21 protein-coding genes are annotated in these 23,955 nt (G+C 70.0%); 18 read left to right on the forward strand and 3 right to left on the reverse strand.

Translation table 11 applies throughout. The features are described 5' to 3' along the window. The first annotated feature begins 2 nt into the window (after nt 1-2). From ACZ60M_RS10965 to ACZ60M_RS11030, 14 genes are all read left to right on the forward strand, one after another. On the forward strand, nt 3-1,262 hold the full coding sequence (locus tag ACZ60M_RS10965) for an ABC transporter substrate-binding protein (RefSeq protein WP_465416961.1): 1,260 nt from the start codon (nt 3-5) through the stop codon (nt 1,260-1,262). Between the two features lie 7 nt (nt 1,263-1,269). Next, a complete protein-coding gene (locus tag ACZ60M_RS10970) occupies nt 1,270-2,166 on the forward strand; it encodes a carbohydrate ABC transporter permease (RefSeq protein ID WP_465416963.1) in 897 nt (298 codons plus the stop codon). 2 nt (nt 2,167-2,168) lie between these two features. Further along, a complete protein-coding gene (locus ACZ60M_RS10975) occupies nt 2,169-2,981 on the forward strand; it encodes a carbohydrate ABC transporter permease (protein ID WP_465416965.1) in 813 nt (270 codons plus the stop codon). An 8-nt stretch (nt 2,982-2,989) separates the two neighbouring features. Then, complete coding sequence (locus tag ACZ60M_RS10980; protein WP_465416966.1) at nt 2,990-5,104, forward strand: glucosidase family protein; 2,115 nt, start codon at nt 2,990-2,992, stop codon at nt 5,102-5,104. After that, entirely contained in the window at nt 5,101-6,261 is a 1,161-nt protein-coding gene (locus ACZ60M_RS10985) for an SGNH/GDSL hydrolase family protein (RefSeq protein ID WP_465416968.1), read from the forward strand. Before ACZ60M_RS10980 ends, ACZ60M_RS10985 begins: the two co-directional genes overlap by 4 nt. A 19-nt stretch (nt 6,262-6,280) precedes the next feature. Continuing rightward, the gene (locus ACZ60M_RS10990; protein WP_465416970.1) at nt 6,281-7,360 is read left to right on the forward strand and encodes a DUF4185 domain-containing protein; all 1,080 of its coding nucleotides are present in this window, start codon (nt 6,281-6,283) and stop codon (nt 7,358-7,360) included. Between the two features lie 117 nt (nt 7,361-7,477). Then, nucleotides 7,478-7,951 (forward strand): SRPBCC family protein, encoded by a 474-nt coding sequence (locus tag ACZ60M_RS10995; protein ID WP_465416972.1) that lies wholly within the window; start codon nt 7,478-7,480, stop codon nt 7,949-7,951. 66 nt (nt 7,952-8,017) lie between these two features. After that, nucleotides 8,018-8,641, forward strand: coding sequence for a dihydrofolate reductase family protein (locus ACZ60M_RS11000; protein ID WP_465416974.1), 624 nt, complete (start codon nt 8,018-8,020; stop codon nt 8,639-8,641). Nucleotides 8,642-8,761: 120 nt separating this feature from the next. Further along, entirely contained in the window at nt 8,762-10,000 is a 1,239-nt protein-coding gene (locus ACZ60M_RS11005) for an L-talarate/galactarate dehydratase (RefSeq protein ID WP_465416976.1), read from the forward strand. Then, entirely contained in the window at nt 9,997-10,782 is a 786-nt protein-coding gene (locus ACZ60M_RS11010) for an IclR family transcriptional regulator (RefSeq protein ID WP_465416978.1), read from the forward strand. Before ACZ60M_RS11005 ends, ACZ60M_RS11010 begins: the two co-directional genes overlap by 4 nt. Nucleotides 10,783-10,799: 17 nt before the next feature. Then, on the forward strand, nt 10,800-12,296 hold the full coding sequence (locus ACZ60M_RS11015; RefSeq protein ID WP_465416980.1) for an aldehyde dehydrogenase (NADP(+)): 1,497 nt from the start codon (nt 10,800-10,802) through the stop codon (nt 12,294-12,296). Further along, the gene (locus ACZ60M_RS11020) at nt 12,293-13,066 is read left to right on the forward strand and encodes a sulfite exporter TauE/SafE family protein (protein WP_465416982.1); all 774 of its coding nucleotides are present in this window, start codon (nt 12,293-12,295) and stop codon (nt 13,064-13,066) included. The genes ACZ60M_RS11015 and ACZ60M_RS11020 overlap by 4 nt, the downstream gene beginning before the upstream one ends. Before the next feature lie 57 nt (nt 13,067-13,123). Continuing rightward, nucleotides 13,124-14,329 carry an L-2-hydroxyglutarate oxidase gene (lhgO, locus tag ACZ60M_RS11025; protein ID WP_465416984.1) on the forward strand — a complete coding sequence of 402 codons (1,206 nt, stop codon included), beginning with the start codon at nt 13,124-13,126 and terminating at the stop codon, nt 14,327-14,329. An 88-nt stretch (nt 14,330-14,417) separates the two neighbouring features. Beyond that, nucleotides 14,418-15,299: a pirin family protein gene (locus tag ACZ60M_RS11030; RefSeq protein ID WP_465416986.1), complete on the forward strand. Its 882-nt coding sequence runs from the start codon at nt 14,418-14,420 to the stop codon at nt 15,297-15,299. On the opposite strand, the gene ACZ60M_RS11035 is transcribed toward ACZ60M_RS11030, so the two are convergent. Together ACZ60M_RS11035 and ACZ60M_RS11040 are read right to left on the reverse strand one after the other, a co-directional pair. Continuing rightward, entirely contained in the window at nt 15,287-16,348 is a 1,062-nt protein-coding gene (locus ACZ60M_RS11035) for a LacI family DNA-binding transcriptional regulator (protein WP_465416988.1), read from the reverse strand. The genes ACZ60M_RS11030 and ACZ60M_RS11035 overlap by 13 nt on opposite strands. Nucleotides 16,349-16,394: 46 nt before the next feature. After that, a complete protein-coding gene (locus ACZ60M_RS11040; protein ID WP_465416989.1) occupies nt 16,395-17,390 on the reverse strand; it encodes a hydroxyacid dehydrogenase in 996 nt (331 codons plus the stop codon). Between the two features lie 267 nt (nt 17,391-17,657). Here ACZ60M_RS11040 and ACZ60M_RS11045 point away from each other — a divergent pair, with 267 nt between their 5' ends. The 4 genes from ACZ60M_RS11045 to ACZ60M_RS11060 are packed head-to-tail and all read left to right on the forward strand — an operon-like array spanning nt 17,658 to nt 21,523. After that, on the forward strand, nt 17,658-18,983 hold the full coding sequence (locus ACZ60M_RS11045; RefSeq protein ID WP_465416991.1) for an ABC transporter substrate-binding protein: 1,326 nt from the start codon (nt 17,658-17,660) through the stop codon (nt 18,981-18,983). A gap of 58 nt (nt 18,984-19,041) precedes the next feature. Further along, on the forward strand, nt 19,042-20,004 hold the full coding sequence (locus tag ACZ60M_RS11050) for a carbohydrate ABC transporter permease (RefSeq protein WP_465416993.1): 963 nt from the start codon (nt 19,042-19,044) through the stop codon (nt 20,002-20,004). Then, nucleotides 20,001-20,846 carry a carbohydrate ABC transporter permease gene (locus tag ACZ60M_RS11055; RefSeq protein WP_465416995.1) on the forward strand — a complete coding sequence of 282 codons (846 nt, stop codon included), beginning with the start codon at nt 20,001-20,003 and terminating at the stop codon, nt 20,844-20,846. Before ACZ60M_RS11050 ends, ACZ60M_RS11055 begins: the two co-directional genes overlap by 4 nt. Further along, nucleotides 20,843-21,523 carry a hypothetical protein gene (locus tag ACZ60M_RS11060; protein ID WP_465416997.1) on the forward strand — a complete coding sequence of 227 codons (681 nt, stop codon included), beginning with the start codon at nt 20,843-20,845 and terminating at the stop codon, nt 21,521-21,523. Before ACZ60M_RS11055 ends, ACZ60M_RS11060 begins: the two co-directional genes overlap by 4 nt. Here the strand turns inward: ACZ60M_RS11060 and ACZ60M_RS11065 are convergent. Continuing rightward, nucleotides 21,452-23,830: a hypothetical protein gene (locus ACZ60M_RS11065; protein ID WP_465416998.1), complete on the reverse strand. Its 2,379-nt coding sequence runs from the start codon at nt 23,828-23,830 to the stop codon at nt 21,452-21,454. The genes ACZ60M_RS11060 and ACZ60M_RS11065 overlap by 72 nt on opposite strands. Between the last annotated feature and the right edge of the window lie 125 nt (nt 23,831-23,955).

A 23,955-nucleotide genomic window follows, 5' to 3' on the forward strand; every position in this document is an offset into this window, starting at 1 on the left:
CAATGCCATCACGGAAGATCCCCGCCATCGCCGCAGCTGCGGCCGCCTCCCTGCTGCTCGCCTCGTGCGGCAGCGGCGGAGCCGACGACGGCGCCACCACCGGCACGCTCGACTTCTACACCAACAAGGCCGCCTGGGAACCCGACTTCGACGAGCTCAACGCCCAGAGCGAATCTGATGCCGACATCAGCCTGAACACCACCGGCTACTCCGACGCCGCCCAGTACGACGCGTTCATCAAGCAGTCCTTCCGCACCGACAAGAGCCCCGGCCTCTTCACCTGGCAGACCGGCCCCTCCCTGGCCGAACTCGTCGACGAGGGCCTGGTCGCCGAGACCACGGACATCTGGACCAAGGCCTTGGACGAAGGCTGGATCGGCGAGGACCTCAAGGCCGCCTACACCTTCGACGGCAAGCAGTACTGCGTCCCTATGAACGTCGCCTACTGGGTCATGTACTACAACAAGACGATCTTCGACGAGCATGGCATCGCCGAGCCCACCACCTGGGCCGAGCTCGACGCCGCCGCCGAGAAGCTCAGCGGCGCGGGCATCACGCCCTACTACCAGACCAGCACGCTGTTCACCTTCCCCTGGTTCCAGCAGCTCGTCGCGGGCACCGACCCCGAGCTCTACAACGGACTCGCCACGGGCGAGGTCGAGTACACCGACCCGCGCATCGTCGCGATCATGGAGACCTGGCGCGCACAGCAAGACAAAGGCTGGTTCAGCGACCCGGGCTCCACGATCGACCCCGCCGTCGGCCTCAAACAGGGCGACTTCGCGATGATCAACTTCGGGTCGTTCTTCAACGGCTCCCTCGACGGCGCAGGCATGGTCTCGGGCCAGGACTACGACATGTTCGTCATCCCCGCCGTCAACCCCGACCTCGGCACCACCCCCGTGGCCGTCGAGTCCGGGCCGCTCTGCGTCGCCGAGAACTCCACCCAGAAGACCCTCGGCCTCGAGTACTCCGAGTGGTGGATGTCGCCCGACGCGCAGACCGCCTGGAGCGCCGCCCGAGGCGACGTCGCCTTCAACCCGAAGGCCACGGTCGCCGACCCGATGCTCGAAGAGCTCGGCACCACCGTCTCCGGCGACGGCTACGAACGCTACGACCGGTACTACGAGGCCACGCCCACGCCGATCCTCACCGTCGCCCTCGAGCAGTTCGGCGCGTTCATCGCCAACCCCGGCGACCCGCTCCCGTTCCTGGAGACCATCCAGGCCGAGGCCGACGACTACTGGGCAGACCAGGGGTAAGCGCCGCATGACGTCCGACCAGACCACCCCCAGACGCCCGAAGGACCAGTTCGCCTGGCCCGCTACCTGGTTCATCGCGCCCGGCGTGATCCTCGTGGCCGTGCTGCTCTACCTGCCGCTGCTGTGGACCACGTTCCTCAGCCTCACCGAGTACAACGGCCTCGGCGACCCCGAATGGGTCGGCTTCGCGAACTACCTGGAGATGCTCGACGACCCCGAGTTCCTCGGCTCCGTGCTCAACACGCTGCTGTGGGTCGCGGGCACCCTCCTCGTACCCGTAGGGATCGGCCTGGGCGTCGCCCTGCTCACCTGGAACCTCAAGGGCGGCACGTGGCTGCGCCTGCCGTTCCTCATCCCGTACGCCCTCTCCGGCATCGGGGTCGGGGTGATCTGGTCGTTCATCCTGTCCGGCGACGGCGCCCTCGACCAGGCGCTCGCCGCCTTCGGGATCGCGGAGACGCCGCGCTGGCTCGTCGACGCCCCGCTCAACACGGTCGTGATGATCCTCGCGACCGCGTGGCAGGGCGTCGGCGTGAACGCCCTCCTGTTCACGATCGGCCTCCAGTCGATCCCCAAGGAGCCCTTGGAGGCCGCGCGCGTGGACGGAGCGAACGGGCTGCGCCTGTTCAGGAGCATCCTGTGGCCCATGCTGCGCCCGCTCACGGCGGTCGTCGTCGGCCTCTCGATCGTCGCAAGCCTGAAGACCTTCGACATCGTGCAGGGCATGACGAAAGGCGGGCCCGGCCGGGCCTCCGAGACGCTCGCCCTCACGATGTACAAGGAGACGTTCGTGAACAGCGAGTACGGGCTCGGCTCGGCGATCGCGGTGTTCCTGACGGTCGTGACGCTCGCGGCCTCGATCCTCTACCTGCGCCAGCAGCTCTCCAGCAAGCACGGGGTCTAGCCATGTCTCGCATCATCCGCACCAGCGTCCTGGCCGTCCTCGGCGTGTTCTGGCTCCTGCCGGTGTACCTGCTCCTCGTCAACGCCGCGAAGTCACCGGAGTCGTTCACCTCCAAGGAGTCCTGGCTGCCGACCGACTTCTCGCTCTTCGCCAACATCGCCGAGGCGGTGCGCCTCTCCGGGCTCGCCGAGAGCGCCGCGAGCACCCTGCTCTACGCGGTCGTCTCGCCCGCGATCGCGGTGGTCGTGGGCGCGGCGGCCGGGTTCGCGATCGTCGCGCTCCGGCTGCGGCACGGCTTCGCCTGGTTCGTCGTGATCTTCGGCGGCACCGTGTTCCCGCTCCAGATGATCCTGCTGCCGCTGTTCGACGCCTACTCGCGCGTCGGCCTGTTCGACACGCGGCTGGGCATGATCGTGGTCTACACGGCCATCTCGATCCCGTTCTCGGCGTTCGTGATGCGCAACTTCTTCACCGGCATCGCGCACTCCGTCTTCGAGGCGGCCGTGCTCGACGGCGCCACGACCTGGCGGATCTTCGCCCGCGTCTACCTGCCGATGGCGTCGAGCGCGCTCGTCGCGGTCTTCATCCTGCAGGCCACGTTCATATGGAACGACTTCCTGCTCGGCCTGGTCCTCAGCCAGTCCGACACGGTGCGGCCCATCGTCACCAGCCTCGCCGGGATGCAGTCCACCTACGGCGGCGCGCAGATGTCCACGGTCCTCGCGGGCGGCCTGCTCGTCTCACTGCCCACAGTGGTCCTGTTCCTGTTCACGCAGAAGTTCTTCGCCCGCGGCCTCGCCCTCGGGCAGTACTAGGAGCCTCCATGATCCCCGATGTGGACGACCTCGCGGCCGACCCGGTCACGCACCACTACGACGACATGATCGCGCCGAGCGGCCTCACCAACTTCCTCGGCACGGCCCGCGTCGACCACGACCTCACCGCGGTCAGCGCCGTCACCTTCCCCCCGGTCTCGCAGGGTCTTACCCGCACCGCCGCCTGCTTCGTCGACGGCCGCCTCGTCGAGTCCTACGGCGCCCCGATCACCCATGAGTGGCGGCCGGACCGGGTACGCCGCAGCGTCTCACTGCCCGGCCTTGACCTGGTCACCGACACCGTCTGCGCCCCAAATGAAACCGCCGTCGCGATCGATATCCGCGTCACCAACACCGGGGACCGGGCTCGGGCCGTGACGGTCGCGCTCACCCTCGCCGCCGGGGCCGCCCGCTCCGAGGACGCCTGGCTCGACGCGGTGTCCCCGGAGGAACGCAACCGCGCCGCTCTCGGCGACTCCCGCCTGGTCTTCACGAACCGTTCGGGCACGGCCTGGAGCGTCCAAGGCGTCGACACCGCGGGCGAGGTGCGACTCTCCGGCATCGCCCCGGCCGCGGGGGAGCACGAGGTCGGCATCGGCGGCATCGAACGCGGCGGCGAGGTCACCGTCCACCTCGACCTCGCCTCCGGCGCGACCGGTCGCTTCGGCTACGTCCACGCCGTCGGCACCACCGAGGAGGCCGCCAGCGCGGCCTTCGACCGCGTCGCCGCAGATGTCCCCGGAGCAATCGGTGCCGCCGAGGCCTTCTGGAACCGGCAGCTCGACGCCGCGTTCCGGCCCGGCAACACCGAGTTCTCCGGCCACCTGCCGGTACTGGAGACCAGCTCCGAGGCGCTGCGGCGCCTCTACTGGTGGGGCGCGCTCGGGGTGATCTGGTTCCGCCGCGACTTCGCGGGCAACGTGCTCGGCCGCAGCTACGACACCCTCATGCCCAACTACTGGGCCACAACGACGTTCATCTGGGACTACAGCCTCAGCTCGATCACGCACGCGCTCCTCGACCCCGAGCCGATGAAACGCCAACTGCGGCACTGGATCGCCTCGGACATCCACACGCACTTCGGCACCTCCTCGCTCACCGGCGGGCCGGTCGGCCGCTGGTACTCGGTGAACGACTACGCCATGACCCGGCTCGTACACGACTACCTGCGGTTCACCGGCGACACGGAGCTGCTTGACGAGACGCCGGGCGGCCGCCCGGTCCGCGAGCACCTGCGCGACTGGGCGCTGGCCTGGCAGTCGCTGCGCGGATCGGGCCCGCTCGCCGATTACGGCGAGATCGACAACCTCCTCGAATGCGTCAGCTCCTACACGCACGAGGTCGCGAGCCTGAACGCGGCGAACGTGTGGAACCTGCGCACTGTCGCGGAGATCCTTGCGGCCGAAGGCGGTGCGGTAGAAGCCGCAGTCCTCGAAGGTCACGCCGACGAGCTGGTCAAGGCCGTCGCCGACCTGTACCTGCCGGGCACCGGCCATTTCGCGGCCCGCCAGCCGGACGGCACGCGGGTGCCGGTGCGGCACGTCTACGACTTCAGCGTCGTCGGCACCACGATCTGGGCCGACCTCGACGAGTCGGTGCGCGGAGAGATGTGCGAGTTCTACCGGCGGGAGCTCCAGACCGGGGTCTGGCTGCGCTCACTGTCCCCTTGGGACCCTGATGCGAGTTTCAGTCCCCGGCCCGACCACCAGTGGAACGGCGCGTACCCGGCCTGGCCGGCCGATGCGGCGCGTTCGCTCGTCGCGCTCGGCGCCCCTGAAGTCGCGATCGACTGGCTCCCGGGCCTGGCCCGCTCCGCGAACCAGGGCCCGCCCGGCCAGGCCCACTTCACCGAGGAGGCCATGCCGACAGTGAACGGCGGTGCGCGCAAGGCCCCGCCGCAGCTGCCGTACATCATCGACTGGGCGTGCTCGTCGGCCGGAGCCTATGTGGCCCTGGTGATCGAGTCGTTCTTCGGCGTGGACCCGAAGATCGGTTCAGACCGCCTCGACACCGCTCGTGCCTGCATCGCCGACCTCGACCCGAACGCGGTCCTACGTGGACTTCGCATCGGCGACAGGCTGGTCGACGTGCAAGCGGACGGCACCGTCACCGAGGCGGTATGAGCGTGCAGCCCAACATGATCCGGGGCGCTGTCGAAATCGAGACGACCGAGCGCGGACTGGTCCCGCACCGCCTGCCGCAGTGGGCGAGGCGGCAGATCCCGGACCGGTTCATGGTCCAGACGAGCGCCGAGAGCGCCGGGGTCCGGCTCGCGATCCGCACGGCCGCCGACGTGATCGAACTCGACGTGCAGGCCCGGCGGATCGCCTCGGACGCGAAAGCGCCCATGCCGCCGAGCGTCTACGAAGTCACCGAACACGGTTCGCTCGTGGCCAGCGCGACGGCGCCGGTCGGCTCCCGCTTCGTGTTCACCTTCGAGCGGCCCGACGGCGCGATCGTCCCCGGTCCCGATGCGACAGTCCGCTTCGCGGGCCTCGGCACCGGCGCCGAACGCGACCTGGAGCTGTGGCTCCCGTACTACGACCACGTTGAACTGCTGGCACTCCGGGCCGACGCCCCGGTCACCGCTACCCCGGACGACGGCGCGCTTCGCTGGGTCCACCACGGCTCCTCGATCAGCCACGGCTACCGGGCCGACACCACTACGGGCACCTGGCCGGTGGTCGCTGCCCTCGAATCCGGTGCGCGCCTGACGAATCTGGCGTTCAGCGGGAACGCCATGCTCGACCCGTTCACTGCCAGGACCATCCGCGACACCCCCGCCGGCCTCATCAGCCTCAAGCTCGGCATCAACCTCGTCAACGGCGACGTGATGCGCCTGCGCGCGTTCCGGCCCGCGGTCGACGGGTTCCTCGACACGATCCGCGACGGCCACCCGGACACCCCGGTCGCAGTCGTCTCACCGATCTGGTGCGAGCCCGTCGAGAACGCCGCCGGACCCACCACTCAGGACCCGGATCGGGCCGAGGAGTGGTCGGTCGCGGCGGGGACCGAAGCCGAGACCGCCCTCGGCAAGCTCTCGCTGCGCGTCATCCGCGCCGAACTCGAAGCCATAGTGGACCGCCGCCGCGCCGACGGCGACCTTCACCTGCACTACCTCGACGGCCTATCGCTCTACGGTGAACGCGACGCCGCCGCGATGCCCCTGCCCGACAACCTGCACCCCGGCCCGGACGTGCAGCGACTGATCGGCGAACGCTTCGCCGCCCGCGTCCTCACTGAGCATGCGGCCCAGGCGAACCCCACCCCACGTCCATGAACCTGCAAAGGAGCAGACCATGACCCACCGCTCGCTCACCCTCGCCGCGGCCGTCAGCCTCGCGGCCGCCATCCCGATATCCGCCAGCGCGGCCCCGGCCGCCTGCGCCGCGCCCGTCTCCACCGAGATCAACACCGAACTCACTGAGCGCTTCGGCACCTACGGCGACACCGCCGGGCGCTGGACCGGCGCCGACTCCGCGTACTCCGTCGACCTGCCCGACGGCTCGACCGCGTGGATCTACTCCGACACGTTCATGGGCGAGGTCGACGCGAACGGCGGCAGGCCCGCCGACTCGCCGTTCCTCCACAACTCGATCATCGTGGACGACGACGGCGTGCTCACCACCTACACCGGCGGCACCGAGGCCGCGCCCGAATCGCTCGTGAAAGTCGCGGGCGCCGACGAGACGCAGCGCTGGTACTGGTTCGGGGACGCCACGGTCGAGAACGGCGTCCTCCGCGTGATGCTCCTCGAGTTCATCAAGACCGGCAGCGGCGTGTTCGACTTCAAGTTCACCGGCAACGCCGTCGCGAACCTCGCCCCGGACGACATGAGCCTCATCTCCGTCACGGACCTGCCCGACACCGAGATCAACTGGGGCTCGGCGATCTACGAGGACCCCGCGGACGGCTACACCTATATCTTCGGCGTCGAGGACGACCAGGCCCAGAAGTACGCCCACCTCGCCCGCGTCCCCTCCGGGTCCCTGACCACCGGGACCTGGGAGTACTTCAACGCCGGGACCTGGGGCCAGAGCGGTTCCAGCCGCATCCTCGAAGGCGTCTCCAACGAGTTCAGCGTCTCGCGGTTCCAAGGCAAGTTCACCCTGGTCACCGGGGACGCGACCGAACCGCTCAGCGCGAAGATCGTGATGTACCGCGCCAGCGCGCTCGAAGGCCCCTACACGGGCAAGACCGAGCTGTACACGACGCCCGAGACCGGCGGGAACGTCTTCACGTACAACGCGAAGGCCCACCCGAACCTCGGCGACAGCAACACCCTCGTCGTTTCGTACAACGTGAACAGCTTCCAGGGCTCCGACCTGTACGCCGACGCGCGCCTCTACCGGCCGCGTTACGTGAATATCCACTTCTAGTGCTTAACTCCGCAACACCCCCGGGCCAGAGGCCACCGCCTCTGGCCCGGATGCCGCCCTTTCGCGCGCTTGCCGTCCTACGCTGGTCCGGGACGCCAACGGGGGAGGAGCACCGGGATGGACGACGCGTTCGAATACCTGTCGCGGATCAAGGCCACGCCTGAGCAGCTGTGGCAGGCGCTCACCGAACCGGCGTTCACCGAGCGGTACTGGGAGCTCTCGTTCGACACCGACTGGCAGCCCGGCTCGCCGATGACCTGGCGCGAGCGCGGCGGCAGCGTCGCCGACCCGGCGCAGCAGGTCCTCGAGTACGACTATCCGCGCCGCCTGGCCTACACCTGGCACACGTTCACCGTCGAATGGGCCGAACGCGTCGGCGTCAGCGAGGACCTCCGAAAGGTCATCGCGGCCGAACCCCGCTCGAAGGTCGCGTTCGACCTCGAACCCGGCGACCGCACCGTCAGGCTCAAAGTCACCCACGACGGCTTCGAACCCGGCAGCACCGTGCTCAAGATGATCAGCGAAGGCTGGCCCGAACTCGTCTCCAGCCTCAAGACCCTCCTCGAAACCGGCGAGCCGCTGCCCGGTTGACCGCGGTGAATCCCGGGCACCCGCGTCGTCACGACCGATAAGGATTCCCGACCAGAGGAGCAGACCATGGGCAAGCTGATCGTCACCGAGTTCATGTCCGTCGACGGGGTCGCGCAGGCGCCCGGCGCGCCGGAGGAGGACCCCGAAGGCGGCTTCAAGTACGGCGGCTGGCAGGCGCCGCTCATCGACCGCGACGAGGAGCACTTCATCTTCGAGCAGGCCAAGGGCATGGACGCCCTCCTGCTCGGCCGCCGGACGTACGACATCTTCGCGGCCTACTGGCCCACGGCCCCAGCCGAGTTCGACTTCACCGGGCTCATCAACCAGGTTCCCAAGTACGTCGCCTCCCGCACGCTCCGGGCCCCGCTGAGCTGGGACACCGCGAGCCTCCTCGAAGGCGACCTCGCCGAGGCCGTGACCGGCCTGAAGGCCAAGCACGAGCACGTGCACGTCATCGGCAGCCTCGACCTGCTCCAGTCGCTCCTGCGGCTCGGCCTCGTCGACCAGCTCAACCTGTGGGTCTACCCGCTCGTCCTCGGCGAGGGCAAGCGCGTCTTCGCCGACGGCGCCGTGCCCGCGGCACTGCGCCTGACCGCTTCGCGAATCTTCGCCAACGGCACCGTGAAGCTCGAATACGAGACCGCAGGGGAACCGGCCACCGGCGACATGGAAGCCGAACTCAAGCCCTAGCAATGTGAACGCGGCACGCCTATTGCATCGGCGCGGCGGCTGGCCTAAGCTCGTCACGTCCCATTCATCGATATGAATTCCCAATGAATGGGACTGTCCTGCAATGGAAAGCGAGCCGACATGCCGAGCGAGTCCACGTTCCTCGACCGCACCAGCGCCACCGAGACCAGCGCTGTCAACGAACGCCACTTCAGCGCCCTGCAACGGGGCGAAGCGAGCGTCGACCGGATCGCGGGAGTGCGGATCTCGCACGCGATCCTTCCGCTGAAGACCGCCATCAGCGACGCGAAGGTCCTCACCGGCCGACAGAAGCCGATGACCGAGATCGCGTTCCTCTTCGCCGAGATCACCACCGAGTCCGGCCTCGAAGGCGTCGGCTACAGCTACTCCAAGCGCGCCGGCGGCAAGGGCCAGTTCGCGCACGCCCGCGAGATCGCCCCCGACCTGATCGGCGAGGACCCCAACGACATCCAGCGGATCTGGACGAAGCTCGTGTGGTCCGGCGCCTCGGTCGGCCGCTCCGGTCTCTCCACTCAGGCCATCGCCGCGTTCGACATCGCGCTGTGGGACCTCAAGGCCAAGCGCGCCGGGCTGCCGCTCGCGAAACTCCTCGGCGCCCACCGCGACTCCGTGGCCTGCTACAACACCTCCGGCGGGTTCCTGTCCTCGTCGATCGAGGAGGTCCTGGACAACACTTCGGCCGCGATCGCGAGCGGCATCGGCGGCATCAAGATCAAGGTCGGCCAGCCCGACACCCGCATCGACCTGCGCCGCGTCGCCGCCGTCCGCGAGCACCTGGGCGAGGAGTTCCCGCTCATGGTCGACGCCAACCAGCAGTGGGACCGCAGCACCGCGATCCGCATGGGCCGCAAGCTCGAAGAGTTCGAACTGACCTGGATCGAAGAGCCCCTCGACGCCTACGACGCCGAAGGCCACGCCGACCTCGCCCGCGAACTCGCCACCCCGATCGCCACCGGCGAGATGCTCACGAGCGTCGCCGAGCACGCCGACCTCATCCGCCACCGCAGCGTCGACTTCATCCAGCCTGACGCGCCCCGCGTCGGCGGCATCACCCCGTTCCTCAAGATCATGTCGCTCGGCGAGCACGCCCGCGTGCGCATGGCCCCCCACTTCGCGATGGAGATCCACCTCCACCTCTCGGCCGCCTACGAGCACGAGCCGTGGGTCGAGCACTTCGAGTGGCTGGAGCCGCTGTTCAACGAGCGCCTGGAGATCAAGGACGGCCGCATGATCGTCCCGGGCCGCCCCGGCCTCGGCTTCAGCCTCAGCGAGCAGGCCCGCGCGTGGACCGAGGCCTCCGAACGGTTCGGCTCTGCACAGTTCGAGGGCACTGCGTGACACCGCGCGCCGACGGGGGACCGAAGGGCGCGCTCGACCGGGCGCTCGAGATCCTCGAAGTCATCACCATGCGCGGCAAGGCGACCACGGGCGAACTCGTCGAGGCCGTCGGCGTCAGCCGCAGCGCCGTGTACCGTCTCGTCGAACGCCTCCAGGCCGCCGAGTACCTGACCCTCGCCGACGGCCAGTGGCGGCTCGGCCCGGCCGCCGCGAGGATGGCGATGGCGGCCGTACAGAACATGGACGTGCTCACCGTGGCCCCGCCGATGCTGCGCGACCTCGCGAAACGCACCGGTGAGACCGTGAGCCTCGGCGTCTACAGCGGCGACGAGATGGTCTTCGTCTTCCGCGAGATCGGCCACCAGTCCGTGCACGTCCGCTCCGAACTCGGGGCGCGGCGGCCCCTGCACGCCACCTCCGTCGGCAAGGCCTACCTCGCCGGGCTCGCGCCCGACCGCTGCGAGGAGACCATCGAACGACTCCCCATGCAGCTCTTCACGAAAGCCACCGTGACCGACCGCGCCAGCCTCCGCGAAGCGGTGGGCGAGGCCCGCAAGCGCGGCTGGACCGAGGAGCACGGCGAGTTCGACGCGGGCAGCACCTGCTTCGGCGCGCCCGTGTTCGACCAGAGCGGCGCTGTCACGGCCGCCATCAGCATCGCCGGGCCGACCGCCCGCATGGACGCCGCGCGGGACCCGTTCGGGCCGCTCGTCGCCGAGACCGCCGCCGCCCTCTCCCGCCGCCTCGGCCACAGCGACCGGACGAAGCAGCAGACCGCCTAACCCGCAAGGAAACCCACATGACCATCACCAGCACCGACCCGCGCACCGGCACTACCGTCTCCACCGCCGAACCCACTTCGATCGACGAGGTCCGCCGCCTCGCCGCCGCAGCTGCGGCCGCCGCACCCGAACTCGACCGGCGCGGCCGCGTCTTCCGCGCGCGCCTCCTGCGCGCGGTCGCCTCCCGCCTCGAAGAGCGCCGCGAGGCCATCGTCGCCTTGGGCCAGAAGGAGACCGGGCTTCCCGAGGCCCGCCTCAACGGCGAACTCACCCGCACCGCCTACCAGGCCGAGTTCTTCGCGGGCGTCATCGAGGACGGCGGCTACCTCGAAGCGACGATCGACCACGCCGCCGACACCCCGATGGGTCCCGGCCCCGACCTGCGCCGCCTCCTCGTGCCGCTCGGGCCCGTCGCCGTCTTCGGCGCCTCCAACTTCCCGCTCGCCTTCTCCGTCCCCGGCGGCGACACCGTCTCGGCCCTCGCCGCCGGGAACCCGGTCGTCGTCAAAGCGCACGACTCCCACGTGGGACTCTCGCAGCTGTCCTATGAGGCCATCGTCCAGGCCTGCAATGATGTCGAAGCGCCCGAAGGCACCATCGGCATCGTCTTCGGCACCGAGGCGGGCGCGGCCCTCGTCGCCGACCCGCACGTGAAAGCCGTCGGCTTCACCGGTTCGCTCACCGGCGGTCGGGCCCTGCTCGACATCATCAACGGCCGCCCCGAGCCCATCCCGTTCTACGGTGAACTCGCGAGCGTCAACCCGCTCATCGTCTCCGCAGCGGCGGCTTCCGAAAGGCCCGAAGCGATCGCGAGCGGCCTCGTCACCTCGATCACCGGCTCGGGCGGGCAGCTGTGCACCAAGCCCGGCATCGTCCTCGTGCCCAAGGGCACCGGCGGCGACAAGCTCCTCGGCGCGGCCGCGGCCCTCATCGCCGAGAGCGCGGCGCAGCCGCTCCTGAACGCCCGCATCGCCGAGTCCTACCAGGCGATCACCGCGTCCTACACGGCCGCGCCGGGCGTGCGGGAACTCGCCACCGGCACTGCCGCACCGGAAGGGGGCTTCTTCGGCAGCCCGCGACTGCTCGAAGTGGACGCTGCCAAGTTCACGCCCGCCGTCGCCGAAGAGTGCTTCGGCCCCAGCGCGATCGCCGTCCGCTACGGCGACGCCGCCGAACTGCGCGCCGCGCTCGCCGTCCTCCCGGCCTCGCTCGCCGCGACCCTCCACATCGGTGAGGACGACCCGGAGCTCGACGCGCTCGTCGCACTCGTCAGCCCGCTCGCGGGCCGAATCGTCTTCGACCAGTTCCCCACGGGCGTGCTCGTCTCCTGGGCGCAGCACCACGGCGGCCCCTGGCCCTCGACGAACACCCTCCACACCTCGGTGGGCGCCACCGCGATCCGCCGCTTCCTGCGCCCGATGACGTGGCAGAACGCGCCGGAGTCCGTGCTCCCGGCGGAACTGCGCGACGGCGCCGGGGTCCCGCAGCGCGTGGACGGGCGCCTGCGCGCATGACCGCGCTGCCAGACGATGCCGCCGCCTGGGCCATGCTGGCCCTCGCGGCGGCGCTGGTCGGCTTCGCCAAGACCGGCATCAGCGGCATCGGCTCGCTGCCGATCCTGCTGTTCGCCACGGTGCTCCCCGCGAAGGAGTCCACGGGCGCGCTGCTGCCGGTGCTCATCCTCGCCGACCTGTTCGCGATCCGCTTCTACTCGCGCCACGTCGAATGGCGCGTGCTCGGGCGGCTCGCGCCCTGGGTCGTGGTCGGGACCGTGGCGGGCGCGGGCGTGCTCTTCTTCGTCGACGACACGCTCATGCGGCTGCTCATCGGCGTCATCCTCCTGGCGATGCTCGCCCTGCAGGTCTGGAACCGGATGCGGACCAAGGCCGAAGAGCCGAAGGCCCCGAGCGGCCTCGCCCGCCGGAGCGCCGCCGCCGGGGCCGGGATCGCCGCGGGCGCGACCACGATGATGGCCAACGCGGCGGGCCCGGTCATGGTCCTGTACCTGATGCTCTCGGGCTTCCCGAAGCTGCGATTCCTGGGCACGATGGCCTGGTTCTTCTTCGCGGTCAACCTGTTCAAGGTCCCGTTCAGCGTCGGGCTCGGCCTGATCTCGTGGCATTCGCTGCTGCTGGCCGTGATCCTCGTACCGGCTATCGCGGTCGGCGTGGTGATCGGCCGCGCCGTGGTGCACCGCGTGAACCAGAAGCAGTTCGAGCTCGCGACCCTTGTGGTCTCGGGAGTCGGCGCCGGGCTGCTCATCCTGTCGGCCGCCACCGGCTGACGACGTTTGCAGAGGCCGTTATCCGGGCATTCCGGTGGCGAGTGGGGGAGGTCCATCATGGCTGAAGACGTGATCGGCGTAGTCGGCGCGGGGATCGTGGGGCTGGCGGTCGCCCGCGAGCTGACGCGGCGCCGCCCCGGGGCCCGGATCGTGGTGTTCGAGAAGGAGAACCGCGTGGCGGCCCACCAGACCAGCCACAACTCCGGGGTCGTGCACGCCGGGATCTACTACGTCCCGGGCAGCCTGAAGGCCCGCCTCTGCACCAGGGGAGTGGCCCTCCTCAAGGAGTACTGCACCGAGCACGATCTGCCCTATGTGGAGTGCGGGAAGCTCGTCGTCGCCGTCCGCGAGGACGAGGTGCCGCGCATGGACGCGCTCTTCGGCCGCGCCGTCGCCAACGGCGTCCTCGGCCTGCGCCGCGTCGGCCCCGAGGAGCTGCGCGAGATCGAGCCGCACGCGGCCGGCCTCGGCGCGATCCACTCCCCGGGCAGCGCCATCACCGACTACGCGGCCGTCGCCCGCGCCTTCGCCGCCGAGGTCGAGGCCGCCGGAGGCGAAGTACGCCTGAACTTCCCGGTCGACGGCATCGAACCCGAAGGCGACCGCGTGCGCGTCGCCTCCGGCGAAGCCCGTGTCACCGTCGACCACCTCGTCCTCTGCGCCGGGCTCCAGGCCGACCGCGTCGCCAAGCTCGCCGGGGACGAGCCCGGCCCCCGCATCGTCCCCTTCCGGGGCGAGTACCTGCGCGTCGTCAACGACAAGGCCGCCCAGCTCAAAGGCCTCGTCTACCCGATCCCCGAACCCGGCTACCCGTTCCTCGGCGTCCACTTCACGCGCCGCATCGACGGGACCGTGGAGATCGGCCCGAACGCCGTGCTCGCCCTCGCCGCCGAAGGCTACCGCTGGCGCGACCTCAGCCCCGCCCACCTCGCCCGGCTCGCCGCCTGGCCCGGGGCCTGGCGGATGGCCGCGAAGCACTGGCGCATGGGCGCCCACGAGGTCTACGGCTCGGTCTCCATGCGCGCCTATATGAAAGAGTCGCAGCGGTACTTCCCGTCGATCGGCATCGAGGACGTCGCGCGCGACGGCTCCGGCGTCCGGGCCCAGGCCCTCGACCGGGACGGCGGCCTCGTCGACGACTTCCGCATCCACCGCCTCGGCCCCGTCACCGCCGTCCGCAACGCCCCCTCGCCCGCCGCGACCTCCTCCATGGCGATCGCCGAGCACGTCGTGGAGCAGCTGACTGCCGACGCCCTCAGATAAGCACCGGAGGCCCCTCTGACCTCGAATGATGCCAATAAGATGAGGTATCATGTATGTTTGGGGGAGTCGAACGAACGGAGGGCGGACCGTGGACGCCGCGAAGCCGCACCAGCGGACCCTGAACCGAGTGGAGACCCGGCAGATGCTCGGCCCGGACTCGCAGGTCGACGACAAGGCGCTCGCCTTCGCGCCCAACGACCCCGCGCTGACCGACCCGTTCCTGATCATGGCCGAGGACTGGTTCTCCAGCCCCGGTTTCGAGTGGCACCCGCACCGGGGCCTGGAGACCGTGACCCTCGTGGTCGACGGCGTCCTCGAACACGGCGACAACCTCGGCAACGCCGGGGCGCTCGAGCCCGGCGAGGTGCAGTGGATGACCGCAGGGAAGGGCATCGTCCACCGCGAGCTCGCCTATAAGAACGAGCACGCGCACACCTTCCAGCTGTGGCTGAACCTGCCGCGCGCCAAGAAGATGACGGACTCGCGCTACCAGGACCTCACCCGCGAGTCGATGCGGCGGGTCAGCCTCCCGGGCGTCGTGCTCGAGGTGCACGCGGGCCACGTCGATGGCGTCACCGGCGGGGCCGACACGCACCAGCCGGTGCAGGGCGTCCTCGCCCACCTCGATCCGCTCGCCGCATACGACCTCGCGGTGCCCGCCGAGCACCGGCTGTTCGCGCACGTCGTGAGCGGCCGCGTCCTCGTCGGCGGGCGAGAGCTGGAAGCGGGCCAGACCGGCTGGTCAGAGCCCGTGCCCGGCATCGAGTCGAGCCTCAACCTCGCCGCTCCCGACGCTGACGACCCGGCGCGCGTCCTCGTCTACAGCGGTACGCCGCTGCACGAGCCGGTCGCGTTCGGCGGGCCGTTCGTGATGAACAGCCGCGCCGAGATCCAGCAGGCTTTCCAGGACTTCCAGCGCGGGGATTTCGGCCCGGTGCCGCGCCAGGCCCGCCTCGCCTACGACCGCTGACGGCGCGGCGGGGCGACCGAGTCGCGGACGACGATGTGGGTGCCGAGGACGACCCGGTCGGCCGAGGCGCCTTCGCCGGCGCGCAAGGCGAGACGCACCGCCTCGCGGCCCAGCTGCTCGTGGGGGACGTGCACGGTGGTGAGCGCCGGGGTGAGTTCGGCCGAGATCGGGATGTCGTCGAAGCCGACCACGGACATGTCCTCGGGGACGCGGACGCCCTTCTCCCGCAGGGCTTTCAGGACGCCGATGGCGACCATGTCGGTGCCTGCGAAGATCGCGGTCACGTCGCTGCGTTCGGCCAGGAGCCGCTTCGTGAGCTCGTAGCCGGTGTCGATCTGGAACCTGCCCGGCAGGATCAGCGTCTCGTCGAGTTCGACGCCGTGCTCGGCGTGCGCGCGGCGGAACCCCTCGATCCGTTCGTCCGAAGTGGAGAGCCCGATTTCGCGCCCGAGGTAGCAGATCGTCCGGTGCCCGGCCGAGAGCAGGTGCGCGGTCATCCCGTACGAGCCGCCCACGTTGTCGTACTGGACGTTCAGCGCCGGGACGCCTTCGCCGAGCGAGGGGCGCCCGCACAGGACCAGGTGCGAGCCGGACTTGTCGAGCGCCTTCGCGAAGTACGCCATGCGCTCCTTGTAGACCTCGTTGTCCCAGGCCCCGCCGACGAGGATCACGGCCTCGGCGCGCTGCTCGCGCATGAGCTCGACGACGGCGAACTCGCGCTCGGGGTCGCCGTGCGTGGTGCACAGGAGGCACAGGCGCCCTTCAGAAGCGGCCTGCTGCTCGACGCCGCGCGCGATGTAGGCGTAGAACGGGCCGGTCACGTCGTCGACGACGAACGCGATGGTCTTGGTCGTCGCGCCCGCCAGGCCCCGGGCGTGCGCGTTGACGACGTAGTCGAGGTCCTTCATGGCCCGCAGCACCTTCGCGCGCGTGGCCGGGGCGACCGGGTAGTTCCCGGCGAGGACGCGGGAGACCGTGGGGGCCGAGACGCCCGCGGCGGCCGCGACGTCCTTGACGGTGGGCCGCCTGCCGCCTGAAGAATCGCGCACCTGGTGCCCCTTTCGTTTCCGGACCGTTCACAAGGCTAGGGGGTGCTCACGCCCGCCTGCCGAGGAGTTCGGGGTCGACCCGGTTGACCAGGGGCAGCCCGGCCGCGAGCCGTTCGGCTTCCTCCACGATGCACAGTCCCATGCGGGCCAGCTCGTTGCCCTGCGAGCCCGCCACGTGCGGGGTCAGGAACACGTTCGGCAGGTCGTACAGGGCCGATTCGCGCTGCGGCGGTTCGGGGTGCGTGACGTCGAGGACGGCCGAGAGGCGCCCGGTGCGCAGCTCGGCGACGAGCGCGTCGGTGTCGACCAGGCGCCCGCGCGAGGTGTTCACCAGGACGGTGCCGTCCTTCATCGCGGCGAGGCGCTCGGCGTTGATGAGGTGCCGCGTCTCGGGCAGGTCGGGGGCGTGGACGCTGACGACGCGGGCCTGCGTGACGAGGTGGTCGAGGTCGACCAGGCGCGCGCCGAGCGCGGCCGCTTCCGCTTCGGTCACGTACGGGTCGGCGAGCAGCACTTCGATGTCGAAGGGCCGCAGCAGTTCGGCGACGCGCCGCCCGATCGCGGAGGCCCCGATGAGGCCCACACGGAGGCCGAAGTTGCCGACCTCGGGGTGGATGTAGCCGAGCTCGAAGGACCGCTCGGCCCGGAACCGCTCGCGGAGGTTGAAGATCCCCTTGCCCGCCAGGAGGATCGCCGCGAGCGTGTACTCGGCCACGGGTAGCGCGTTCGCGCCCGCCGCCGAGGCGACCTCGACGCCCCGGTCCCACACGGCCGTGCCGACGTGGCCCTTGACCGACCCGGCGGCGTGGAGGACGGCCCGCAGCTTCGGCGCGCGGTCGAGGACCGGCGCGTCGAGTGCCGGTGAGCCCCAGCCGGAGACGATCACCTCTACCTCGGCGAGGTCGGCGCCGTCGAAGCTCCGGGCGACCGTGCCGGGGTCGATGTCGAGCACGGCGCCGAGCCGGCGCAGGAGCGGCTCGGGGAAGAGCTGCGGCAGGAACACGGGGTCCATCGCGAACAGCGCCTTGGGCAGATCGGCCACGGGAAGGGTCCTCCGAACGGTTCATGTAGAAATCGATTTCTACTCTAAGGGAGCCCGATTGATTTGTCGAGCCCGTACCGAGGGTGGCGGCTACCGCTCCGAAGAATGCGGTTTACCTGCTGTTTCATGGCCTTCCGCAACTGCTTCGACCTCCGCGTGTAACGATTCGGCAAACTCGGCTTGCGCTCGTGACAGCGCTCACCTAGTCTCACAGAATCCGGTTTCTATGCGAGCGGCCCACTCGCTCGCCCCCCTGAAGGAGATCCCATGAGCAACCTCTCGCGCCGCACGGTCGTCAAGGCCGGGGCGGCCGCCGCCGTCGCGGCCCCGGCGCTCGCCGCGTGCGGCCCCTCGGCCGGAGGCGACGGCGGCGGCAAGACCCTCATCCGGTTCCTGTACGCCACCGGCGACGCCACCTGGAACGAGGTCGTCGCGGCCGTCACCGACGCGTTCAACGCCCAGAGCGACACGGTCGTGGTCGAGCCCGAGCCCCTGCCCTCCGGCGCCGACTACGCGACCGCCCTGAAGACCGTCGACGCCACCGGCAACTGGCCGGCCCTGGTCGACATGCGCGACACCCTCACCTACATGGAGGCCGGGAAGATCGCGCCGATCCCCGAGAGCGTCACCGCGCTCCTCAGCGACGAGGTGTACTCGCCCGCCGAGGACGGCAGCGTCTACATCGTCCCGAGCACCGCCCTCAACGGCGAGATCGGGTTCAACATCGTCTACGACAAGGACTACTTCGAGGCCAACGGCCTCGCCGTGCCCACCACCTACGCCGAGTTCATCGCCCTCATGGACGCGATCAAGGCCAACGGCGACGTCCCGCTCGCCATGGCCGCCGCCGAGATCTGGCCCTCCGACCAGATCTGGAAGCCCCTCGCCGCGCCCACGTTCGCCGAGTACAGCGAGGGCGGCGGCTTCTGGAACGCCGTCGAGGCCGGGGAGGCGACCATCGCCGACCTGCGCGACCCCATGGACCGCTTGAAGACCATCACCGACACCTACGCCCTCGAAGGCTGGCAGTCCACGCAGGACGCCCAGACCTCCACGCTCATCATCAACGGCCAGGCGATCATGGCGACCTCATCCGCCGGGCTCGGGCGCCTCAACGACATCGCCAAAGTGGACCCCGAGTTCAACGCCGGGCTGTTCGTGATCCCCGCCGACGACGGCACCCTCCACGTCCTCAAGAACTCCGTCAACGGCGACACCGCCTCCGGCATCGCGATCTCCAAGCAGGCCGAGGAGAACGGCAAGGAGTACGACGCCGCCGTCGAGTTCCTCGAGTTCTACTACTCCGTGGCCGCGTGCGACCTCATGGAGGCCACGGGCGTCGTCTCCCCGAACATCAAGGCCGCCGCCGAGGTCACCCGCAACTCCAGCATCCCCGGCGCCGCCGACTACTTCGGGCTCCTGGAGAACCCCAAGCTCTCCTGGTACGAGAACGAGCCGACGAACCCCAACCACTCCACGTTCCAGACCTTCTTCCGCCAGAGCCGGATCGAGATGATGGACGACCAGATCACCATCGACGAGTTCATCGAGAAGTCCCAGGGCGAGTTCGAGAAGAACATGGCCGAAGGCTGACGAACCTTTCGGCGGCGCCCACCCCGGGGCGCCGCCCGAACCGCCAGAGAGGACTCCCGTGACCGACCAGCAAGTGCTCGTCAAAGCGCCCCCGGCCGAGCCCCCGCCCGCCGCCCGGCCCGCGCCGGGCCGCCGCCGGGCCCGCTTCGACCGGCAGCGCCTCGCGATGCTCCTGTTCATCGCGCCCGCCGCGATCCTGTACGCGCTCATGATGATCGTGCCCTCGCTGCAGTCGATCCAGTTGAGCTTCACGAACTGGGACGGCATCAGCGACACCTTCCAGTACGTGGGCCTGCGCAACTACGAGGACATCCTCACCGGCGGGCGGTTCTGGAACGCCGTCAAGAACACCCTCATCCTCGGCCTCGGCTCCGCCGTCATCGTCAACGTGATCGCCCTCGCCGTCGCGATGATGCTCGACAAGCTCGACCACGCCCAGGGCCTCTTCCGCACCATCGTGTACCTCCCGGCCCTGGTCAGCGGCTTCATCGCCGCCACCATCTGGAAGTACGTGCTCAACTTCAACTTCGGCGCCGTCAACTCGACGCTCAAGAGCCTCGGCCTGGACGCGCAGACCCGCGACTGGCTCGGCGACCACGACATCGTCATCGGCGTCCTGCTCTTCATCATCTGCTTCACCCTGGGCGGCAACACGACCCTGATCTACCTCGCGAACCTCCAGTCGGTGCCGCAGGAGCTGGTCGAAGCCGCCCGCATCGACGGCGCCTCGCGCGCCCAGGTGTTCCGCTACGTCACCTGGCCGATGCTCGCCGGGGCCGTCACCGTCAACATGACCCTCATGATGATCGCCGGGTGGACGATCTTCGACCAGATCATGGTCCTCACCCTCGGCGGGCCCGGGTTCATCTCCGAGACCATGGCGTTCTTCATCTACAAGGTCGGCTTCGGCGAGTACCGCGCCGGGTACGGCAGCGCCGCCGCCGTCGTCCTGTTCATCGTGGTCATGGCGACCACGGTGATCGCCAACCGCTACATGCGCAGCAGGGAGATCCAGGCGTGACCACCTCGAAAACCAAGCGCCGTCTGAAGCCCGGCGAGGTCGTCGTCATGGCCGTCCTCTCAGGTCTGGTCCTCGCCGTGTCCTTCCCCGTGCTGTACGCGCTCCTCAACTCCTTCCGCAGCTACGCGGACATCACCAAGGACCCGATGGGCCTGCCGACCTCGCTCGACTTCGGCAACTACGTGACCCTCTTCCAGACCACCGAGTACGGTGAGGCGCTGCTCAACACCCTGATCATCACCGGCGGGACGCTCGCCATCCTCATGGCCCTGGTCCCCATGGCCGCCTACGGGATCGAACGGGTCGGCGGCCGCACCGGCCGCTGGATCTACCTGCTCTTCATCGCCGGGCTCATGATCCCGTTCCAGGTGCGCATGATCCCGCTCGTGACCTCCATGAACGAGGTCGGCCTCTACTCGACCCTCACCAGCGTCATGCTCGTCCACTTCGGCGGGTCCGCCGCGTTCGGCGTGCTCCTGTACTGCAGCTTCATCAAAGGCGTGCCGCGCGAGATCGAAGAGGCCGCGAACATGGACGGCGCGGGCCGCCTGCGCACCTTCTGGTCCATCGTCTTCCCGATGCTCCTGCCCGTGACCTCCGCGTTCGTCATCATCCAGGCCCTCGGGCTCTGGAACGACTTCTTCATCCCGCTGGTGTTCCTCGACGCCTCCTCGGCCGGGACGATCAACGTGGCGCTCAGCCGCATGTCCGGGCTCATGGCCTCCCAATGGGAGCTGATCTACACCGGCGCGATCGTCGCCACGGTGCCCTCGGTGATCCTCTTCGCCGCGTTCCAGCGCTACTTCATCAAGGGCATGTCGATCGGGGCGGTGAAGGGATGACCGCGCTCCTCTCCTACGACGGGAGACTCGCCCGGGTCCTCCTCTCGGTCTTCCAGTGCTTCGCGGTCTCGGCGCTGTTCCTGGCCACCGCACTCCCGGCGGTCATCGTCGACCAGGCCTCCGGCACCGTTTCGCACGCCGCGATCTGGCTCGGCACCATCGCGGCCCTCCCGATCGGGCCCGGCGTCTACGCATGCCTCGCCGGGATGCGCGGCTTCATCGCCGCAGGCGGCTACGAAGGCGGCCTGTTCCGCCGCTTCTGGCGTGACTTCGCCACGGGCGCAACGCGCCTGCGCTGGCTCTGGCTCGGGACCGCCGCGATCGAACTGCTGCTGGCCTACAACGCGGCCCTGTACGGCAGCGGTGACGGCGCGTTCCTCGCCGTCACCGCCGGGGGAGCAGTGGTCGCGCTGGCGGGGGTCGCGGTCTGCTGCGCTGCGCTGCAAGGCGCCTCAGGCAGACCTCTCGAACTCCTCACCCTCGCGCTCCACGCCGCGGCAACCCGCCCCCTGGCCCCGCTTGCGTGGCTCGCCGTCCTCGGGGCCGCCCTCGCCGCCACGCAGCTGCCGCTCTTCGGCACGAACCTCGCCCTGTTCCTCCCGGCCCTAGCGGCCTGGGCGGTCCTCGCGGTGAACCGGGCGGCGGGCTTCAACCGGAAGGCCGCGGCCCTCCGCTAGGGCCCAGGCCAGGTCGGTCCCGATGAACAGTCGCGGCGCGCCGTCGAGCACGACCGAGGCGCGCTTCGCCTTGGCCTGGAAGGTCTTCGGCCGACCGATGCAGTCGAGCTGCCGCAGCGTCGCACCTGCCGTCGGGACGCTCAGCGTCGTCTTGGTCGGCCAGTGGTCGACCCAGACCTCCGGTGCCGGGAAGTGCCAGCCCGCGGGGTCGTGGTCGGCGTTGAGGATGTATCCGTCCGCGCGGTTCCACAGCACGGCGGCCTCGCCCGCGGGCGTGTCGAACAGCAGGCCCTTGGTCTCGGGGTCGTCGAACGCGAGCCAGCCCAGGGGCACCGCCTCGTCGAGGGCCCGGGCCGCGTTGGCGTAGGCCAGGAGCGAGGGCTTGGCGCTCACGTCCCGGTTCATGAGTCCGAAGTGGTACTCCACGTTGTCCGGGTCCGCGACTTGCGGCATGCCGAGCACGCTGTCGTGGAACTGGTACCAGAGCACGCCTTTGATCCCTTCGGCCTTGGCGATCGCGAGGGTGAGGAAGACGTTCTCGGCGGCCTGCCGGTAGGTGTCGTTCCACCAGCCGTTCGGGCGGGTGCAGGCGTACGCCTCGGTGAGCCAGACGTCCTTGGGCCCGTGCTGGGCCATGAGCGCCTGGAGCCTGCGGAGTCCGCCGAGGAAGTTCCAGTACAGCCCGTGCGCACCGGCCTCCCATTCCGCTTCGGCGGGAACGTAGTCGGGGGTGAAGTTCCCGCGTCCGGGGTGGTAGGCGAAGCCGTCGATGAGGTCCCAGCCGCCGCCCGCGATGAAGTTCTCGACCCACGGCTCGTCCATGCCCGCGAGCCCGTTGTTCAAGAGCTTGAGCCCTGAGCCGGTGGTGGTGACGTGGTCGCGCACCGGTCGTAGTGCCTTGTCGATGTACGCCTGCGCCGCGTCGCCGGTGTTGAAGGGGCGGTTGAGCTCGTTGCCGACCTCGAAGTAGTCGGCTCCGGCGGCGGCCGCCTTGTCGGCGTTGGCCGCGGCCCACTCGGCCGCGACCTCGTCGGTCACGTCGAGCGACGGCTGCAGCTCGATGTTGTGCGCCATCCCGCGGGCGTCGAAGACGGAGGGCGGGAGCCCCGGCCCGCCGTCGTAGGAGATCCGGACCCGGTTGATGCCGACCTGCTGCCACAGGTCGAGCAGCGCGTCGGCCGAAGGCACCTGGAGCCACGGGTAGTTGGCGATCCCGAACATGCTCTCGGCCCCGGCCCGGTACGTGTGCGGGGCGAGGACGGCGAGGTTGGTGCGGGCGAACGCCGTGTCGCCGCCTGAGACCGCGGTGACCTCGGCGAGGGCGATGCCGTGCGCGGGGGCCGCCACGGTGAAGACGTGGTCCCAGGTGGATTTCGCGGGGACGGTCCCGGTCACGGTGGCGCGTGCCAGCTCCGCGCCGTCGAAGTCCTTGGCCCACCAGGAGAGTGCGACGTCGCGCGCGTTCGACGAGCCGTTCGCGACCTGCACGTTGAGCGCCATCGGCGCCCCGGCGGCCTCCCAGAGGTTGAACGGCTGGTCGGTCCAGATCTCCACGCCCAGTTCGCGACTCGTGCCGATCGAGGCCGCCGCCACCGGGCGCCGGGAGGTGAAGAAGAACGCCGCCTCGCTGACGAGGCTCCCGTCCGCCTGCGCCGTGCCGGGCGCGTGCACCCAGGTGGCGTTCGTCCACGCCTGCTTCGACCTGGCCAGCAGGAACATCCCGTGCAGGTCGGCGCTCCAGGTGGAGGCGTGGGCGACGCCGACCGTGTCCTCGAAGGGGATGCCGCCGCCGGGGTCGCGGACCCATTCGGTGACGGCCACGTACTCGTCGGGCTCCGCGGGGGCCTGGATCGCCCGGCTGAAGAGGAAGCCGTCGGGGATGAGCGTGGCGGGGCCGGTGACGTGCCATTCGAGGTGCACGTGGTCGGTGGCGACGGTGAAGAGCCCGTAGACGGCGACGGCCCCCGCGGCGGCCGGCATCGTGTAGTCCATCCGGATCGCGGGCGTCCCGTCGGCGAGGGCAGTGAGGGACGGGGTGCCGCCCGTGGAGAGCTGGATGCCCGCGGCGGCGTCCTTGATCTGGAACTTCGAGCCCGCCGAGCGGACCGTGCCCTGGCCGTCGCGGATCGCGACGCGCCCCCCGACGCTCGCGAGGACGCTCACCCCGCTCGCCGAGAGCACGACGTCGCCGTCGGCGGCCCAGGCCCGGACCGGGCTCGGTTCCGCCACGAGCAGGACGCCCGCGGCGAAGGTGGCGCCGAGGAGGCCGCGGCGGGTCACCTCGGGTGTGTTCTGGTCAGACGCCATCGTCTGTCTCCCATGCTGTTGGGCGGCTCCGCGGCGGCCGGGGAAGGGCCGGGCGGAGCGGCCGTCGACACCGCCAAGTTGATAATTCGCATTATCAGCGGTACATCGAACATCCTGCATGTCCC

It is taken from the genome of Glycomyces sp. NPDC050141 (genome assembly GCF_055586545.1).

Coding starts and splice junctions, on each gene's coding strand:
- ACZ60M_RS10965 (WP_465416961.1), top strand. CDS start 3: ATGCCATCACGGAAGATCCCCGCCATCGCCGCAGCTGCGGCCGCCTCC.
- ACZ60M_RS10970 (WP_465416963.1), top strand. CDS start 1,270: ATGACGTCCGACCAGACCACCCCCAGACGCCCGAAGGACCAGTTCGCC.
- ACZ60M_RS10975 (WP_465416965.1), top strand. CDS start 2,169: ATGTCTCGCATCATCCGCACCAGCGTCCTGGCCGTCCTCGGCGTGTTC.
- ACZ60M_RS10980 (WP_465416966.1), top strand. CDS start 2,990: ATGATCCCCGATGTGGACGACCTCGCGGCCGACCCGGTCACGCACCAC.
- ACZ60M_RS10985 (WP_465416968.1), top strand. CDS start 5,101: ATGAGCGTGCAGCCCAACATGATCCGGGGCGCTGTCGAAATCGAGACG.
- ACZ60M_RS10990 (WP_465416970.1), top strand. CDS start 6,281: ATGACCCACCGCTCGCTCACCCTCGCCGCGGCCGTCAGCCTCGCGGCC.
- ACZ60M_RS10995 (WP_465416972.1), top strand. CDS start 7,478: ATGGACGACGCGTTCGAATACCTGTCGCGGATCAAGGCCACGCCTGAG.
- ACZ60M_RS11000 (WP_465416974.1), top strand. CDS start 8,018: ATGGGCAAGCTGATCGTCACCGAGTTCATGTCCGTCGACGGGGTCGCG.
- ACZ60M_RS11005 (WP_465416976.1), top strand. CDS start 8,762: ATGCCGAGCGAGTCCACGTTCCTCGACCGCACCAGCGCCACCGAGACC.
- ACZ60M_RS11015 (WP_465416980.1), top strand. CDS start 10,800: ATGACCATCACCAGCACCGACCCGCGCACCGGCACTACCGTCTCCACC.
- ACZ60M_RS11020 (WP_465416982.1), top strand. CDS start 12,293: ATGACCGCGCTGCCAGACGATGCCGCCGCCTGGGCCATGCTGGCCCTC.
- lhgO (WP_465416984.1), top strand. CDS start 13,124: ATGGCTGAAGACGTGATCGGCGTAGTCGGCGCGGGGATCGTGGGGCTG.
- ACZ60M_RS11045 (WP_465416991.1), top strand. CDS start 17,658: ATGAGCAACCTCTCGCGCCGCACGGTCGTCAAGGCCGGGGCGGCCGCC.
- ACZ60M_RS11060 (WP_465416997.1), top strand. CDS start 20,843: ATGACCGCGCTCCTCTCCTACGACGGGAGACTCGCCCGGGTCCTCCTC.
- ACZ60M_RS11065 (WP_465416998.1), bottom strand. CDS start 23,830: ATGGCGTCTGACCAGAACACACCCGAGGTGACCCGCCGCGGCCTCCTC.